12 protein-coding genes are annotated in these 16,171 nt (G+C 55.1%); 6 read left to right on the top strand and 6 right to left on the bottom strand.

Features of this window, described 5'->3' with window-relative positions; all coding sequences use genetic code 11:
• Positions 1–58: 58 nt before the first annotated feature.
• On the top strand, positions 59–1,768 hold the full coding sequence (gene dld / locus ACPUC8_RS20800) for a D-lactate dehydrogenase (RefSeq protein ID WP_494927235.1): 1,710 nt from the start codon (positions 59–61) through the stop codon (positions 1,766–1,768).
• Positions 1,769–1,873: 105 nt separating this feature from the next.
• Here the strand turns inward: dld and ACPUC8_RS20795 are convergent, their stop codons facing one another.
• The 3 genes from ACPUC8_RS20795 to ACPUC8_RS20785 form a co-directional block, all read right to left on the bottom strand.
• Entirely contained in the window at positions 1,874–4,318 is a 2,445-nt protein-coding gene (locus ACPUC8_RS20795; protein WP_494927234.1) for a DUF3772 domain-containing protein, read from the bottom strand.
• Positions 4,319–4,542: 224 nt separating this feature from the next.
• Positions 4,543–5,481 (bottom strand): D-alanyl-D-alanine endopeptidase, encoded by a 939-nt coding sequence (gene pbpG / locus ACPUC8_RS20790; RefSeq protein WP_283227110.1) that lies wholly within the window; start codon positions 5,479–5,481, stop codon positions 4,543–4,545.
• Between the two features lie 218 nt (positions 5,482–5,699).
• Positions 5,700–6,287 carry a Yip1 family protein gene (locus tag ACPUC8_RS20785; RefSeq protein ID WP_039335593.1) on the bottom strand — a complete coding sequence of 196 codons (588 nt, stop codon included), beginning with the start codon at positions 6,285–6,287 and terminating at the stop codon, positions 5,700–5,702.
• Positions 6,288–6,455: 168 nt separating this feature from the next.
• On the opposite strand from ACPUC8_RS20785, the gene ACPUC8_RS20780 reads away from it, so the two are divergent.
• Positions 6,456–7,031 (top strand): DedA family protein, encoded by a 576-nt coding sequence (locus ACPUC8_RS20780; RefSeq protein WP_039335591.1) that lies wholly within the window; start codon positions 6,456–6,458, stop codon positions 7,029–7,031.
• On the opposite strand, the gene ACPUC8_RS20775 is transcribed toward ACPUC8_RS20780, so the two are convergent.
• Positions 7,028–7,807, bottom strand: a complete 780-nt coding sequence (locus ACPUC8_RS20775; protein WP_058969813.1) for an SDR family oxidoreductase — start codon at positions 7,805–7,807, stop codon at positions 7,028–7,030. The two genes, ACPUC8_RS20780 and ACPUC8_RS20775, sit on opposite strands and share 4 nt — an antisense overlap.
• A 119-nt stretch (positions 7,808–7,926) precedes the next feature.
• Between ACPUC8_RS20775 and ACPUC8_RS20770 the strand changes: the two genes are divergently transcribed.
• Both ACPUC8_RS20770 and ACPUC8_RS20765 read left to right on the top strand, forming a co-directional pair.
• Positions 7,927–9,741, top strand: coding sequence for a glycoside hydrolase family 15 protein (locus tag ACPUC8_RS20770; RefSeq protein WP_039336567.1), 1,815 nt, complete (start codon positions 7,927–7,929; stop codon positions 9,739–9,741).
• A gap of 197 nt (positions 9,742–9,938) precedes the next feature.
• Positions 9,939–11,015 (top strand): L,D-transpeptidase family protein, encoded by a 1,077-nt coding sequence (locus tag ACPUC8_RS20765; RefSeq protein ID WP_494927233.1) that lies wholly within the window; start codon positions 9,939–9,941, stop codon positions 11,013–11,015.
• 77 nt (positions 11,016–11,092) lie between these two features.
• Here ACPUC8_RS20765 and ACPUC8_RS20760 read toward each other — a convergent pair whose 3' ends face one another.
• On the bottom strand, positions 11,093–12,115 hold the full coding sequence (locus tag ACPUC8_RS20760) for a transporter (RefSeq protein ID WP_058969818.1): 1,023 nt from the start codon (positions 12,113–12,115) through the stop codon (positions 11,093–11,095).
• 165 nt (positions 12,116–12,280) lie between these two features.
• On the opposite strand from ACPUC8_RS20760, the gene ACPUC8_RS20755 reads away from it, so the two are divergent.
• Complete coding sequence (locus ACPUC8_RS20755; protein ID WP_494927232.1) at positions 12,281–13,891, top strand: inorganic phosphate transporter; 1,611 nt, start codon at positions 12,281–12,283, stop codon at positions 13,889–13,891.
• 12 nt (positions 13,892–13,903) lie between these two features.
• Positions 13,904–14,824: a polyphosphate kinase 2 gene (ppk2, locus tag ACPUC8_RS20750; RefSeq protein WP_494927231.1), complete on the top strand. Its 921-nt coding sequence runs from the start codon at positions 13,904–13,906 to the stop codon at positions 14,822–14,824.
• On the opposite strand, the gene ACPUC8_RS20745 is transcribed toward ppk2, so the two are convergent.
• On the bottom strand, positions 14,821–16,026 hold the full coding sequence (locus tag ACPUC8_RS20745; protein WP_072214948.1) for an MFS transporter: 1,206 nt from the start codon (positions 16,024–16,026) through the stop codon (positions 14,821–14,823). The genes ppk2 and ACPUC8_RS20745 overlap by 4 nt on opposite strands.
• Positions 16,027–16,171 lie beyond the last annotated feature (145 nt).

Below are 16,171 nucleotides of genomic sequence, written 5' to 3'. Positions count from 1 at the left end.
ACCATGCGGTTGGCGCATGCTACAGTAGAAACGCAACGTTAACGACAAGGACAGGTTCATGAATAACAACACCTCACACCCTACACTGCTTGCTGAGCTGCGCCGCCTGGTCGGACCTTCGCACCTGTTAACCGAAGCGGAACAGACCGCGCGCTACCGTAAAGGCTTTCGTTCAGGCGAGGGCGATGCGCTGGCGGTGGTGTTTCCAGATACACTGCTGGAACTGTGGCGTGTGCTGCAGGCGCTGGTGCAGGCCGATGCGGTGATCCTGATGCAGGCGGCCAACACCGGTTTGACGGAAGGTTCCACCCCCAACGGCAACGATTACGATCGTCCGGTGGTAATCATCAGCACGCTGCGTCTCGACAAATTGCAGCTGATTGATGGCGGCAACCAGATCCTCGCCTTCCCCGGCAGTACGCTGTATCAACTGGAAAAAGCGTTAAAACCGCTGGGACGCGAGCCACACTCGGTGATCGGATCATCCTGTATCGGCGCATCGGTGATGGGCGGAATTTGTAATAACTCTGGCGGGTCGCTGATCAAACGCGGTCCGGCTTACAGTGAAATGGCGCTCTACGCGCAGATTGACGCCGACGGCAAACTGAAGTTGGTGAACCATCTGGGGATGGACCTCGGCCACTCGCCGGAAGAGATACTCGGCCGTCTTGATGACGACCGTTGGCAGCAGAGCGATGTGCGCTGGGATGAACGTCATGCTTCGGACCATGAGTATGCAAAGCGAGTGCGCGATATCCATGCGGATACGCCAGCCCGTTTTAACGCCGACGAACGCCGCCTGTTTGAAGCGTCTGGCTGCGCGGGCAAACTGGCGGTGTTCGCCGTGCGTCTCGACACCTTCCCCACCGAACCCAAGCAGCAGGTGTTTTACATTGGCACTAACGATCCGGCAGTGCTGGGCGATCTGCGCCGTCATATTTTGGCAGAATTTAACAATTTACCGGTCGCGGGCGAATATATGCACCGCGATATTTTTGATATCGCCGAGGTGTACGGCAAAGATACTTTCGTGATGATCGACAAACTCGGCACCGATAAAATGCCGCTGTTCTTCACCTTAAAAGGCCGTGTCGACGCCTGGCTGGCTAAACTGAGCTTCGTCAAACCCCATCTCACCGATCGCCTGCTTCAACGCATTAGCGGCTGGTTGCCTGCGCACCTGCCAAAACGCATGAAACAGTATCGTGATAAGTTTGAGCATCATCTGATGCTGAAAATGTCCGGTGAAGGGGTGGCCGAAGCACAAGAGTATCTGCACGAATACTTCCGCGAAGGCGGTGGCGAGTTTTTTGCCTGCGATGCCAAAGAGGGTGCACATGCCTTCCTGCATCGTTTTGCCGCAGCCGGTGCCGCCGTGCGTTATCACGCCGTACATGCCAATGAAGTGGAAGATATTCTGGCGCTGGATATCGCGCTACGCCGCAATGACAACGACTGGTTTGAGCGTTTACCGCCAGAGTTTGATCATGACCTCAGTCATCGCCTCTATTACGGCCACTTCTTCTGCCATGTGTTCCATCAGGATTACATCGTGAAGAAAGGCGTTGATGCCCACGCATTAAAAGAGAAGATGCTGGCAATCCTCAGCGAACGCGGTGCGGAGTATCCGGCCGAGCATAATGTCGGTCATCTGTATCAGGCTAAACCGCAGCTGCAGGCGTTTTACCGTCAATTAGACCCGACCAATTCCTTTAATCCGGGGATTGGCAAAACCAGTAAGCAGAAAGGATGGGCGGTGAAGGTCTGATAAATCCAGGTGCGCATCAATGCGCACCTTACAAAATATTCTGCCGGCCCAAGGGCCGCATCCTACACCCATCGTCGTGGGGCGGCCTTCAGGCTGTCTATGCTGTTAAGGCAGTTGCTCACCGTCATCCTGCACCGAAGCAGGCAGCGCACGGCGTTCGATAATCATCGTTTGCGGTGTAGAGAGCACAATACCCTCTTTGCGCAGACGCGTCAGAATATCGAACAGCAAATCACTTTTGGCGCTGGAAATCTGGCGCTGTCCTGCCACATTCCCGGTCACGCTCAATACAATTCCGGCGGAGGTCAGGTCTTTAAACGAGACTGACGGCTCAGGCGTCTCCAGAATACGCTCATTCTCCTGATAAACCTCAAGCAGGATTTCACGCACCCGCACCGGATCGATATCCAACGGGAACGTCAGCAAAATGGTCACCACGCCCTGGGCGTTCCCCATGGTGGCGTTGCGCACGTTCTGTGAGATAAATTGCGAGTTCGGCACAATCACCGTGGATTTATCGCTGAGCTGAATCTCGGTGGCACGCACATTAATACGACGGATATCCCCTTCGATGCCGCTGATTGTCACCAAATCGCCCACTTTAACTGGGCGTTCGGTCAGCAAAATCAGACCGGAGATAAAGTTCTTCACGATCTCCTGCAAGCCGAAACCGATACCGACTGACAAGGCACTGACGATCCACGCCAGCTTGTTCCACTGCAGGCCCATGATCGACAGCGTCAGCAAGATGATCAGCACATACCCGATATTGCTGAACAGCGTCACCAGCGACACGCGCATGCCCACATCCATGGTGGTTTTTGGCAGGAAATCTTTATCCAGCCAACGGCGTACTGAGCGCAGCACGTAGATGCCCACCACCAGGCAGAGGATCGCATTGACCATGTGCGCCGGCACAATGTTCAGCGACTCCAGCCCTTTGCCTCCCCAGAATTCAATCACCTTCTGGATAAGCTCAATCGGGGTGGAAGAAGCAAAGGTGCCATTGAGCAACGCCAGCGCGACAAAGCCAATCAGCACCGTTTTGCCGACTGCCGCCAGCAGCGTAGCGGCCTGCTGCAAGTGTCGCTCGTCGATATTCAACGAGCCCTGCAGACGTTTGCCCGTGGCATTATTGGTGGAAAACAGACTCTCGCACCCATCATTCACCAAGTGGCTGAGGAAGTAGAATGAGCCGAACAAAATGCCACACCAAATCACTTCATAACTCAGGAAGCGAGCCAGCGTTACGTAACCGATGATCAGTGAAATCAGAATCGCCAGTGCCGTAATGGTCAGCGCCAGCTGCACTAAACCCACAATGGTCGGGCGAGCCTCGGGGGCATTGCCCTCTTGCACCATGCGACGACGCACGCGGTTGGTACGCATGCTGATCGCCAGTCCCGTACTACCGATCAATAGTGCAGTCAGTCCGTTGGCGAAAATAGTGGTATTCAGGCTGGTGCCAACGCTGTAGTTGAAAGATTCAGCGGTCTGGAAGACAAACACCAGCGCAGCGGTAATCGGTGGGAACGGCTTTAACGCCTGCGCTACTTCATTGGAGATGCTCGGCAAACGCCAGCTTGGACGGCGCGTTGACAGGAACGCACGGCCTAAACCGGCAATCAGTCCGCAATAGACGCTAAGCTGGACCAGACGCTCAACAAAATCCTGCACATCGGTAGAGACTTCATCGCGGCGGGTAAATGCCAGCGCAATAAAGTTAAAGGTCAGCACCACGGCCGCCAGGGTGGTGAGCGCAATGGCTGCCGCCAGGAAACTGCGACGCAAGCGCCCTTCCGGCATTTTATGGATGCTGACCCACGCCAGAAACTCTTCGCTGTAGCGACGGCCCAGTGTCATCACCAGCATCGCCGCAATCAGCCAGCCAATGGTGCCAAAACGCCAGCCTGGCTCCCAGGAGAGCGCTGCGGTGTCTTGCAGTTCCGCGATAAAATCACTGATCTTCTCGCCGTCGAGATCCTGACGGCTCACCAGCGGTGACCAGAATTTCGGCCCCAGAATACTGCCGGAATTTAAGGCTAACTGGCTTTTCAACTGATCGCGACGCAGGTTAACGATCTGCGATGAGAGCACCAGCGCACCGTTCTTAATCCCTTCGGCCTGTTTGATCTGATCGTCCAGTTTGCTTTTCTGGCTTTCCAGCGAGGAGCGTTTGCGCGTCACTTCGGGCGTCTCTTTCACGCCGCTGTCCGCTTTCGGGGCGGGCCCCAGTACCGCCAACTGTGCATCCAGCTGCTGACGTTGCGGGATCAAAGCCTGACCGAGGGTGTCTGCATTACCCGAAAGCTCCAGCGCCATCTCATTGAGCTGGTTGAGCTGGTTTTCGTTAGTATCACCGGACACCTGGCCTTTAATTTTATCGAGGATTTTCTGCATTTTCGGCAGTTCAACGGAAGGATTCACCTTCGGCGCGGCGTCCTCTTGTTGCGCCGCTGCGGCCGTGTTGTCATCCGCATAGCCGATTGCCGGGCTCAACAGCACCAGCAGCAGTAAAATTGGGGTAAAGAGCGAACGAAGCTTAAACATATGAGTGAGATTCCAGCGCAATAACAGCCGATAAATACCAGTTAATAATGAATGGCGGCCAGTGTAGAGCGTAGCCGAAACGGAAACTATAGGAATGAAGCGGTAAAACATTGGTGCTGACGATAAGGGATTTTCATTTTTAAAAGGTCGCCATTAATGGCGACCCTACATAACAACGTGCATAGCCTGAAGGGTCGCCATTGAAGGCGACCAAACCAGACGCTTTACTCCACGTCAGCAGTGCTGGCCGTTTGCGACGATTTCTGTTTCTTGTACGCCAAGGCAGCAGCCGGCACCGGTGCCGCTTTGCCGGTTTCCAGCCAGTCACGCAGACGGTTGGCATCAGCAAAGTGGGTGTACTTACCAAAGGCATCCAGTACCACCAGCGCGACTGGACGATTATTAATCACCGTGCGCATCACCAGACAGTGACCCGCTTCATCGGTGTAACCGGTTTTGGTCAACGCAATACGCCAGTCATTTTTGTACACCAGATGGTTGGTGTTGCGGAACGGCAGGGCATAGTTCGGATGCTTAAATACGGCGGTGTCTTCTTTGGTGGTGCTCAATTCACCAATCAACGGATATTGACGCGTGGCTTTGGCCAGCTTGATCAGATCTTCCGCGTTCGAGACGTTGTGAATCGACAAACCGGTCGGTTCAACATAATGCGTGTGCGTCATACCCAGCGCGCGCGCTTTGGCATTCATGGCGCGGATAAAGGCATCATAACCACCTGGATAATGATGCGCCAGGCTAGCGGCAGCCCGGTTTTCAGACGACATCAACGCCAGCAGCAGCATATTGCGACGGCTGATTTCACTGTTCAGTTTGACGCGTGAAAACACACCGCGCATCTCGGGCGTATGGCTGATATCGACGGAAAGCATTTCATCCATCGGCAGCTTAGCATCCAACACCACCATCGCGGTCATCAGCTTGGTGAGCGATGCAATCGGACGCACACGATCGGGGTGGCTGGAGAACAGCACCTTGTTGGTTTCAAGATCGACAATCATCGCACTGCCGGAGGCGATTTGCGGTTGCGCAATCGGCGCCAGATTAGATAGCGCAGCAGGCGCGGCCAGTGCAGGTGTTACAGCTGCGGGCGCGGCGACAAACAGCGCCAGCGACAGCAAGGAAATACGCATTTTTACAGACATCGTGTCAGGAAAATCCGATAAGGAGTTTTGCGCTGTGTTTGAGACACAGGCCGCACGCATCAAACCAGACGGGATGCGGGCTGGCAGCAGCATCATACCCACTTCCCTACGAAATTTCTTAGGTAGATTGTTTCCGGGCGTTAAAAAAAGGTCGTCATAAATGACGACCTTATATTCCATGATTTATCTGCAGGGTTGCCATTTATGGCAACCGCCCATCAGAACAATCGCGGTCCATAACCCCACAGCACCACCGTCAACGCCAGCAGCACTTCAAACACCAGCACACCGATGGCCAGCGTTGAACCGGAGAAACGCAGACTCTCCTCCCGGTCGATATTGAGGAATACCGGAATGCCGACATACAGCAGATAGCCGGTGTAGAGCAACGCGACGGCTCCCGCCAATACGCACAGCCACACCAGCGGATAGAGCGCGACCAGACCGCTGATAAACAGCGGTGTTGCGACATAGCCTGCAAACACGGTACAGCGCGGTATGCTCGGACGCTGCGGATAGTTACGTGCCATCCAGTGAATGACGCGGCCCATTACCGCCACGCCACCTAAAATAATCAGATAAAACAGAATGCCCAGACCGATGCCGGTCAATAGATTGAGTTGAACAAATTGCCCTTCGCCCAGATTCCAGCCCAGTTGTGTGGTACCGATAAAGGCGCAAATCACCGGGATCGCGGCCATCATCAAAACATGGTGGGTGTAGTGGTGCGAAACGCTCTCGTTTTCTTGCTTGATATCGCGCATTTCCTGGTTAGGATGCGCCAGAAGACCCCAGACATGATTCATAAAATCACTCCTCTGATGCGATGGGCTGCCCCTCCAGCTATCAGACTGTCCAACTCAGGCAGCTTCCCTTCAAGTATAATCGGCGCTGCTGTTTTTGCGGACAGCGGCACAAAAAAAGCCACTGGCGTATAAACTGTTACCTGATTCATTCACGACAGGGAGGATAATTTGCATCTCGATATCAATGGATTAATTACGCAATATGGCTATCTGGCACTGCTGATTGGCTGTATCGCAGAAGGGGAAACCTTTACTCTGCTGGGCGGCGTGGCAGCGCATGAAGGCTTGCTGCACTTCACTGGCGTGGTACTGGCCGCCATGGCCGGCGGGATTATTGGCGATCAACTGTTGTTCTGGTTGGGTCGCCGTTATGGCACGCGCATCCTGCGCCGTTTTCGTAAACATCAGGACACCATTCGCAAGGCCAATCACCTGATTCAAAAGCGCCCTAGCCTGTTTGTCATCGGCGTGCGCTTTATGTACGGTTTTCGCATTATCGGCCCGATCATCATCGGCACCAGCCGTCTGAAACCATTGCGCTTTTTTGTGCTCAACGTCATCGGTGCGGCCATCTGGTCGCTGATCTTCGTGACTCTTGGCTACTTTGCGGGGGAGATCATCACGCCGTGGCTGCACAAGCTTGACCAGCACTTTAAACACTTACTGTGGTTGGTGGCGGCGATTGTGTTCGGCATCGTGCTGCGTTATGTCATTCGCCGATGGAATCACCGCCGGGCGGGCTAATGGTGATAGCCCTTAAACTGCGGATTGGCCAGCATAAATCCGCCGTCAACGATAAAGGATTGACCGGTAGTGTAGGTGGCCCACTCGGAACAAAGCCACGCCACTAAACTCGCCACTTCACGCGTATCGCCGGGACGTCCAATCGGGATTTCCGGCATGCGCGTGCTGCGAGCCTGATCGTCAGTCAGGTTGTTCATCGCCGTTGCAATCGCGCCTGGCGCCACGGCATTCACCAGAATGTGGTGCGGCAACAAGCTGAGCGCCATCGATTTGGTCAATCCGCCCAACGCATGTTTCGCTGCGGTGTAGGCTGTCGCATCGGGCAGCGGGGTGTGTTCATGCACCGAGGTGATGTTGATGATGCGCCCGCCATCCCCTTGATCAACCATATGTCGCGCTGCAATTTGCCCACAGATAAAAGAGCCATCGACATCAACATTGAAGGTTTTACGCCAGTCTTCAAAGGTGACGTCGAGGAAATCCGCTTTAAGCATCACGCCCGCGTTATTGACCAGCACATCAATACGGCCCAATGAATTGATCAACTGCGTCAGTTGCTTGCCGCCTTCTTGGGGATCGGAGAGATCCAGTTGCCTTACCTGCGCCACCTGCCCTTTGCTCTCGACCAGCCGTGCCGTTTCCTGCGCGCCCTCTTCATCTGAGCGCCAGGTAATGCCGAGGGTATAACCCGCTTCAGCCAGCATCACAGCGCAGCTGCGGCCAATTCCTGAATCCGCACCGGTGACCACCGCCACTTTCTGTTTGCCTAATGCCATAACATTCTCCTGCGTGAAGGGTGTCTACACAGTATAGAAGTTATCCTTCCGTGCCCCGCCTCAGCTGAAAAAAGCTTTTCGTCTATAGTTAACAATCAGATACCGCCAAGGGAGGCCACATGAGCACCATTAAACGCAAAATTGATGACCACGGTGTCATCGGCGACTTACGCACCTGTGCACTCATCGCCAATGACGGCACCATCGATTATCTCTGTTGGCCCGAGCTCGATAGCCCTTCAGTGTTTGCCGCCCTGCTCGATGGCGACGAAGCGGGATTGTTCTCGCTGGCACCTGACTGGAAAAATGCCCGCCAGCAGCAGCTTTACCTGCCGGACACTAACATCCTGCAAACCCGGTGGCTGGGCGATGCAGGCGTGGCGGAAATCACCGATTACATGCCCATCTGCGATCAACCCAATAAAGTGCCACGTCTGGTTCGTCGGGTAAAAATGGTGCGCGGATCGGCCAACTTTCATCTGCTGTGCGCACCGCGCCATGATTATGCCCGTGCCGACACCCACACCGAATTACGCCCCGGCGGCATCGCGTTTCTCGCGGAAGGTCAGCCCGCCTTGCGTCTTAGCGCGACGGTAGTGATGACGCGAGAAAATCACAGTGCAGTGGCGACCTTTACCCTGAAAGCGGGAGAGTCTGCCGAGTTCGTGTTTGGCAGTGATGAAGATCCGTTCGTTGCGGAAATCGCCACCGAACAATGCTTCAGTGAGACCCTGAACTACTGGCGTCACTGGAGCAGCCACAGCACCTATCGCGGTCGCTGGCAGGAAAGGGTGACACGCTCTGCTCTCGCGTTAAAACTCCTGACCTCAAAACAGCACGGTTCTATCGCCGCTGCCGCCACCTTTGGTTTGCCGGAGGAGTTGGGCGGCGAGCGCAACTGGGATTATCGCGCCTCGTGGATCCGCGATGCCTCCTTCAGCATGTACGCGCTGATGCGGTTGGGTTATGTGGAAGAAGCGCGAGACTTTACCCATTGGGTCGGACGCTGTGTGGAGCACAGCCATGACGATACACCTCATTTACAAGTGATGTATCGCCTGGACAGCGGGACGGAACTGCACGAAACCGAACTGCTCAATCTCTCTGGATACGCCAATTCGCGTCCGGTACGCATCGGTAATGATGCGTGGCGACAAACCCAACTCGATATTTACGGCGAACTGATGGACGCGGTATATCTGGCGAACAAATACGGTGAGGCGATTTCACAACGCGGCTGGCGGCATGTCTCCGACATGATCGATTATGTCTGCGCGAACTGGAATCAGCCCGATGCTGGTATTTGGGAGATGCGCGGCGAGCCGGAACACTTCCTGCATTCGCGTTTGATGTGTTGGGTCGCACTGGACCGCGCACTGCGCCTTGGGCTGAAGCGTTCACTGCCGATGCCGTATGAGCGTTGGGATCGGGTGCGCAGCGAGATCCGCGACGATATCTGGCAAAATTTCTGGAACCCAGAACTCGGACACTTCACCGCCACCCGTGGGGGTAAATTCCTTGATGCGTCAATGCTGTTGATGCCACTGGTGCGTTTTGTCAGCTCCACCGATCCCGACTGGATCGCCACGCTGGATGCCATTAAAACGCATTTGGTGAGCGACGGTTTAGTGCGACGCTATAACATTAGTGAAACGCCTGCCGATGCTTTAACCGGGGGCGAAGGCTCTTTTGCTGCCTGTTCGTTCTGGTATGTCGAGTGTCTGGCGCGTGCCGGGCGGGTACATGAGGCGCATTTTGAGTTCGAAAAGCTGCTGAGTTATGCCAATCCGTTGGGGCTCTATGCGGAGGAATTCACCACGCACGGGGAAGCACTGGGTAATATGCCGCAGGCATTGTCACATTTGGCATTGATCAGTGCCGCTTTTTTCCTCAATCGTAAATTGAGCAATGAAGTGACGCTGTGGCAGCCTTAAGAAATTCACATTTTGGGCGACACAGCAAAGAGAATAGTCTGGTAAATCCCACTATTTGGGTAAAGTATCTTCAGCCAACGAAAATCATGATTCCCATCTTTGCGCCTATGCACATATAATGCGCACCGGGTCATTAAGACCGAGATGGATTCGACACACTGACAAGCCTGAAACACGGCCATAACGACTTGAAAAACATGAAAAAGAGCATTCGCGCGTTCGCTTCACTCGCCCTGGTACTGGCGGCGTTCAGCCAGTCGGCATTTGCAGTAGTCTATCCGCTGCCAGCGGCTAACAGCCGTTTGATCGGCGAAAACCTTGAAATCACCGTGCCTGATGACAGCCGACTTCCGCTGGAAGCCTTTGCTGCACAGTATCAGATGGGCCTCAGCAATATGCTGGAAGCCAATCCGGGCGTGGATGTTTATCTGCCTAAAGCTGGCACCAAAATGGTGATCCCACAGCAGCTGATTCTGCCTGACGCGCCGCGTGAAGGTATCGTGATCAACAGCGCGGAAATGCGTCTTTATTACTACCCGAAAGGCACCAAAACCGTTGTTGTGCTGCCTATCGGTATCGGCGAACTGGGTAAAGACACTCCAGTCAACTGGACAACCACCGTTCAGCGCAAAAAAGCCGGCCCAACCTGGACGCCGACCAAAGCGATGCATGCAGAATACGCATCGCGTGGCGAAAGCATTCCAGCCGTGTTCCCGGCGGGTCCAGATAACCCGATGGGTCTGTATGCGCTGTACATCGGCCGTCTTTATGCCGTACACGGCACTAACGCCAACTTCGGCATCGGCCTGCGCGTGAGCCACGGCTGTGTGCGTCTGCGTGCTGATGATATCAAATGGCTGTTCGACAATGTGCCAGTGGGTACGCGCGTGCAGTTTATCGATCAGCCGGTGAAAGCCACCGTTGAGCCAGACGGTTCTCGTTATGTTGAGGTGCACAACCCACTCTCTACTACCGAAGAGCAATTTAACTCACGTGAAGTGGTGCCAATCACGCTGACCGCTGCCGTGACCAAAGTGATTGCCGATGCCAGCACCAACCAGGATGCCGTGAACAACGCTATCCAGGCGCGTAACGGTATGCCAACCAAGATCAACGGTCCACAGGGCGAAGTGATGCCTGCTCCAGTGCCGGTTCAGGAGTCTTCTGACGCACAGCCGAAAGAAGAGCCAATGACCCCGCAAGGCGCCAGCGCCGTTGCACCGCAAACTGATGCAGCCCCTGCTGCTCAACCTGCGACCGGCAACAGCCTGTAATCTCGCCTAAGCCTTACAGTAAAAAGCCAGCCCGGTGAGGCTGGCTTTTTTGTGGGCGGTCTGAGACCGTCCGTAAACTACATTCTTCGCTTTAACGCCAGCCACCCTGCCACCAGCGTGAACACCAGCACCACAATCACTAACAGCAGAAATCCGTGCGGATTGTTCGCCAGCGGAATGCCGCCGACGTTCATGCCAAAAAAACCCGCCACGATATTAATCGGCAGCGCCAACACCGTAATCACCGTCAGCAAGAACAGTGTGCGGTTGCTTTGTTCCATCAGGCTGGCAGCAATCTCTTCCTGCAACAAACGTATGCGCTCCATCAGCCCCGCCAAATCACTGAGCGCGACGCTGAACTCTTCAGTGAAAATGCGCAGTTCTGACAGCGGTTCGCGCTTGAGCCATTTAGGTGGACGATTCAGTAAACGGAACAGCGCCGCGGGTTCAGGGGCCAGCAAACGTTGCACACGCAGCAACATACGCCGCAGGTGCCCCAGTTCGCTGCGGTTGGTTTTAATCGCCGCACTGAGCAGCCGCTCTTCAATCGCATCCACCGCCTGGCTGGAACGGCGCACCACCTGCTCCAACTGTGCTTCCTGCTCGCCCAGCAGCCACAACAGCATCGCATCGGGTTCGCTAAATTCCAGCCGGTCAATTTGCTGGTGCATGCGTTCAATCATCCCCACCGGCCGATAGCGTGCAGTGACGATGACGTGTGCACAGCACCAAATCCACAGCGTGGCGTTCTGCGTGCTGCGCTCTTCTTTACTGAAAGTCACATCATTAAGTACCGCCAGCAGCGCATCGTTTTGATGGGCTAAACGGGTGCGCGGCGAGGCGGAATGTATCTCGTCGAAAAAATCATTATCAACACTAAAGTGGTCCTGAACCCAGCGCTCAGCGCGCGCGTGGTTAAGGTTGATGTGAAGCCACAGAAAGTAAGATTCGGGCAGTTCTTGTTGTGCAAGCTGTGAGGCCTCACGCGCGTTAAGCCTTTGTGGCGGCGCTTCCGGTGTGAATAAGTAACCATGAATAAGGCCAGCGACTTCATTATTGAAATCCGGCAGTGAGGCAAGCGGCAAGACAGGCTGGAACATGGCAGCGTGAGGATCCCGGAGCGGTCAGATCCACAGACTGCGACAGCCGTGTTACAGCAAGATGACACACTGTGATCGCCATCATCATTCTGTCATACAAACCACGTATCACACTGCCAGTAACGGATGCCGTTCGAGCATCGTCAATCCACACCGGGGTGTGTTATGGCTGAAAACAGTTTACCTGCATCGACATCATCGTCTCCCAGCGGACGTCCGAATCTTAACCAAGGCAGCGGTCGTGTCTCACGTATCATTTTCCTGGTACTCCTGTGCGCCGGACTGCTCTTTACTGCCATCAATCTGTTTAATGACGTAGAAGAGACCGGTGCGCCGGTCACCAGCTACACGCCGTTCCTGCTGCTGGGGGTCGCACTATTGATTGCCCTCGGCTTTGAGTTTGTGAACGGCTTCCATGACACCGCCAATGCCGTCGCAACGGTGATATACACCCACTCTCTGTCACCGGGTGTGGCCGTGGTGTGGTCTGGTTTCTGTAACTTCCTTGGCGTATTACTCTCCAGCGGCGTGGTGGCGTTTGGCATCATTTCGCTGCTGCCTGTCGAGCTGATCCTGCAAGCGGGTAGCGGCAACGGCTTTGCCATGGTGTATGCCCTGCTGTTCTCCGCGATCATCTGGAACCTCGGCACCTGGTATTTCGGCTTGCCTGCGTCTTCCTCACATACGCTGATTGGATCGATCATCGGTGTGGGCGTAGCCAATGCCCTGCTGCACGGCCGCAGTGGTACCAGCGGCGTAGACTGGGATCAGGCCATCAAAGTGGGCTACGCCCTGCTGCTGTCACCGGTAGTCGGCTTTATCTGCGCCGCCCTGCTGCTGTTGGCGATGAAAGCCTTTATCCGCAATCGCCAGCTGTATGAAGCGCCAAAAGACAACCAGCCACCGCCGCCGTGGATCCGTGGCCTGCTGATCCTGACCTGCACCGGCGTCTCTTTTGCCCACGGCTCGAATGATGGGCAGAAAGGGATGGGGCTGATTATGCTGATTCTGGTCGGCACCATGCCGATTGCCTATGCCCTGAACCGCTCACTGCCGCCAGACCAAATCCCGCGTGTTGCCGCGTTAACCCAGGTCACCGAACAGCAGTTACTGGCGCTGCAGCCGCCTCCGGCCGCGATGCCTGCTCCACGCGAAGTCCTGACGGAATTCGTGCGCACCAGCCAGAACCGCCCACAGGTTCTGCCTGCGCTGGGCATGATGTTGGGTGATATCGGCGAGCAAATTCGTCAGTACGGTTCGGTAGAGAACATTCCGGCCCAGGCGGTGACCAACACCCGTAACGATATGTACCTCGCCTCGGAAACCATCAAACATCTGCAATCCGCCAAAGTGCCGGTGCCAGAAGAGATCGCCAGTAACCTCACCGCGGTGAAGAAAGAACTGGATGCGGCCACACGCTTTATCCCGATGTGGGTAAAAGTGGTGGTGGCGATCGCCCTCGGCCTCGGCACCATGGTAGGTTGGCGCCGCATTGTGGTCACCGTGGGTGAACGTATCGGCAAAACCCATCTGACTTATGCCCAGGGTGCCAGTGCTGAATTAGTGGCCATGGCCACCATCGGTGCGGCTGACGTCTTCGGCTTGCCGGTCTCCACCACACACGTGCTCTCCTCGGGCGTAGCCGGTTCTATGGCGGCCAACAAATCTGGCCTGCAGCTCTCCACCATCCGTAACCTCGCGCTGGCGTGGGTATTGACGCTGCCGGTCTCAGTCTTACTTTCAGGGCTGCTTTACGCTCTGTTTATTCATCTGTAACGGGGAAAAGTCATGGCGACACACGACAATAACTTCCGCAGTGAGACGTTTAATGCGCGTTTGCTGCAAGAATTTTATGACAGCTACGACGAAGAGCTGGAGATGGAGCTGGATGATCTGCGCTTCAAGGATAACGGCGAACCGCAGGAAGAAGATGATAAAGCCTTCCGTCGCCGCTACTTCCGTGAGCTGTTGCATCTGCAAGGCGAACTGGTGAAGTTGCAGGATTGGGTGATGCGTACCGGGCATCGTGTGGTCATTCTGTTTGAAGGCCGTGATGCCGCAGGTAAAGGCGGCGTGATCAAACGTATCACACAGCGTTTGAACCCACGTACCTGTCGTGTGGCTGCCCTGCCCGCGCCTAACGATCGTGAGAAAACTCAGTGGTATTTTCAGCGTTATATCGCACATCTGCCGGCCGCCGGTGAGATCGTGATGTTTGACCGTAGCTGGTATAACCGCGCAGGCGTTGAACGCGTGATGGGCTTCTGTAATGAAGCCGAAGTAGAAGAGTTCTACCGCAGCGTACCAGAATTCGAAAAAATGCTGACACGCAGCGGCATTCAGATCATCAAGTACTGGTTCTCGATCACTGACGAAGAGCAGGAACTCCGCTTCCTCAGCCGTATTCACGATCCGTTGAAACAGTGGAAACTCAGCCCGATGGATCTCGAAAGCCGTCGTCGTTGGGAAGACTACACCGAAGCGAAAGAAGAGATGCTGGAACGCACTCACATCCCTGAAGCGCCATGGTGGGTGGTGCAAGGCGTTGATAAAAAACGTGCGCGACTGAACTGCATTAGCCATCTGTTGCAGCAAGTGCCGTACGAAGAGAGTGAATCGAAAACGATTATGTTACCGATGCGCGAACGTCATGAAGATTATCGCCGCGCACCGGTCCCGGAAAACATGGTGGTGCCAGAAAAGTACTAATTCACCGTGGGCACGGTCGCCTGGCGGCCGTGCTGCTGTTGCAAGCGCAAAGTAATCAGGAATGCGCCTAAAACCATCAGTGCCGCAGCCAGATAAACCGACTGCATGCCCCAATGACCAATCAGTAAACCCGCCACCGGTCCGGTTAGTCCTAGCCCTAAATCAAGAAAGGCCGAATAGGTGCCCAACGCCGATCCCTGATCCTGCTGCTGCACGCGTTTCACCGCTTCTACGCCGAGAGCCGGGAACACCAATGAGAATCCGCCGCCGGTCAGGAAGGCGCCAATATCAACCAGCCAGCTGCTGTCTGCCTGCCAAATCAGCAGCAAACCTGCACACTCCAGTACAAAGGACACCAGCGATACCTTAATGCCACCAAACCGCGTGATGTAACGGCCGCCCGCAAGGCGCACCAGCACAAACCCGAGGCTAAATAGCGTCAGAGCAAAGGCCGCGCCACTCCAGTCGCGGCTGGCGAAATAGAGCGTAATGAAGGTGGAAATCACGCCAAAACCGATGGTGCCAAACCCTAGCGCCAGACCAAACAGCCAGACGCGGCTCACCACCCGGTGGAACGGAATGCGCACGCCGGCAGTGACCTTAACAGGCGCTTTGCGACTCGCCATCCAGAAACCCACCACACCCATTACCGCGACCAGGCCAGCAAAGCCGCTGATGCCAAACCACTGATTGAGCAACACACCCAATGGCGCACCGATTGCCATGGCAAAATAAGTGGCAACACCATTCCACGAAATGACGCGTGCGGTTTGTAATGGCCCAACAATATTCATGCCCCAGAGCGTTGATCCCGTGCTGCTAAAGCTTTCGCCCACGCCCAAGAACAGTCTGCCTGCGGCCAGCAGCGCCAGGCTCAGCATCGGCACATCACTAAACAGCGCCGCGATGATGGAGAGCACGCCGCTCATCCCGCAGCACACTAACCCCATCATCACCACACGTTTGGGGCCATAACGATCGGCCAGGCGCCCGGAATGAGGTCGGCTAAGCAGGGTCGCGAAGTATTGCAGGCTGATGATCAAGCCAGCAATAAACGAGCTGAAGCCCAGTTGGTTGTGCACAAATCCGGGGAGTACCGCCAATGGCAACCCCACCGAGAGATAGCAGAAAAAGGTGAAGATGATGACGGAAATGATGCGTTTATTTAACTGAGCATGGCTCAGTACAGCGGCGTCTGACATAAGTGATGGCATTACAGATGAATGTAGGCCTCTACTATAGCGCGAACAGCGCTCATCTTGAACCTGACTTTAGCTGGAACTGTGTAATAGCGTAATTCCGTATGCAAACAACAATCTCAGGCACTAAATAATATCAAATGCCAGA

The organism is Pantoea sp. CFCC18177, assembly GCF_059412425.1.
The sequence above is the reverse complement of the archived record's forward strand: the minus strand, read 5'-3'. Positions and strand labels throughout refer to the sequence as shown.

Coding starts and splice junctions, on each gene's coding strand:
- ACPUC8_RS20785 (WP_039335593.1), bottom strand. CDS start 6,287: ATGAATCATGTCTGGGGTCTTCTGGCGCATCCTAACCAGGAAATGCGC.
- ACPUC8_RS20765 (WP_494927233.1), top strand. CDS start 9,939: ATGAAAAAGAGCATTCGCGCGTTCGCTTCACTCGCCCTGGTACTGGCG.
- dld (WP_494927235.1), top strand. CDS start 59: ATGAATAACAACACCTCACACCCTACACTGCTTGCTGAGCTGCGCCGC.
- ACPUC8_RS20770 (WP_039336567.1), top strand. CDS start 7,927: ATGAGCACCATTAAACGCAAAATTGATGACCACGGTGTCATCGGCGAC.
- pbpG (WP_283227110.1), bottom strand. CDS start 5,481: ATGTCTGTAAAAATGCGTATTTCCTTGCTGTCGCTGGCGCTGTTTGTC.
- ACPUC8_RS20775 (WP_058969813.1), bottom strand. CDS start 7,807: ATGGCATTAGGCAAACAGAAAGTGGCGGTGGTCACCGGTGCGGATTCA.
- ppk2 (WP_494927231.1), top strand. CDS start 13,904: ATGGCGACACACGACAATAACTTCCGCAGTGAGACGTTTAATGCGCGT.
- ACPUC8_RS20745 (WP_072214948.1), bottom strand. CDS start 16,026: ATGTCAGACGCCGCTGTACTGAGCCATGCTCAGTTAAATAAACGCATC.
- ACPUC8_RS20795 (WP_494927234.1), bottom strand. CDS start 4,318: ATGTTTAAGCTTCGTTCGCTCTTTACCCCAATTTTACTGCTGCTGGTG.
- ACPUC8_RS20760 (WP_058969818.1), bottom strand. CDS start 12,115: ATGTTCCAGCCTGTCTTGCCGCTTGCCTCACTGCCGGATTTCAATAAT.
- ACPUC8_RS20755 (WP_494927232.1), top strand. CDS start 12,281: ATGGCTGAAAACAGTTTACCTGCATCGACATCATCGTCTCCCAGCGGA.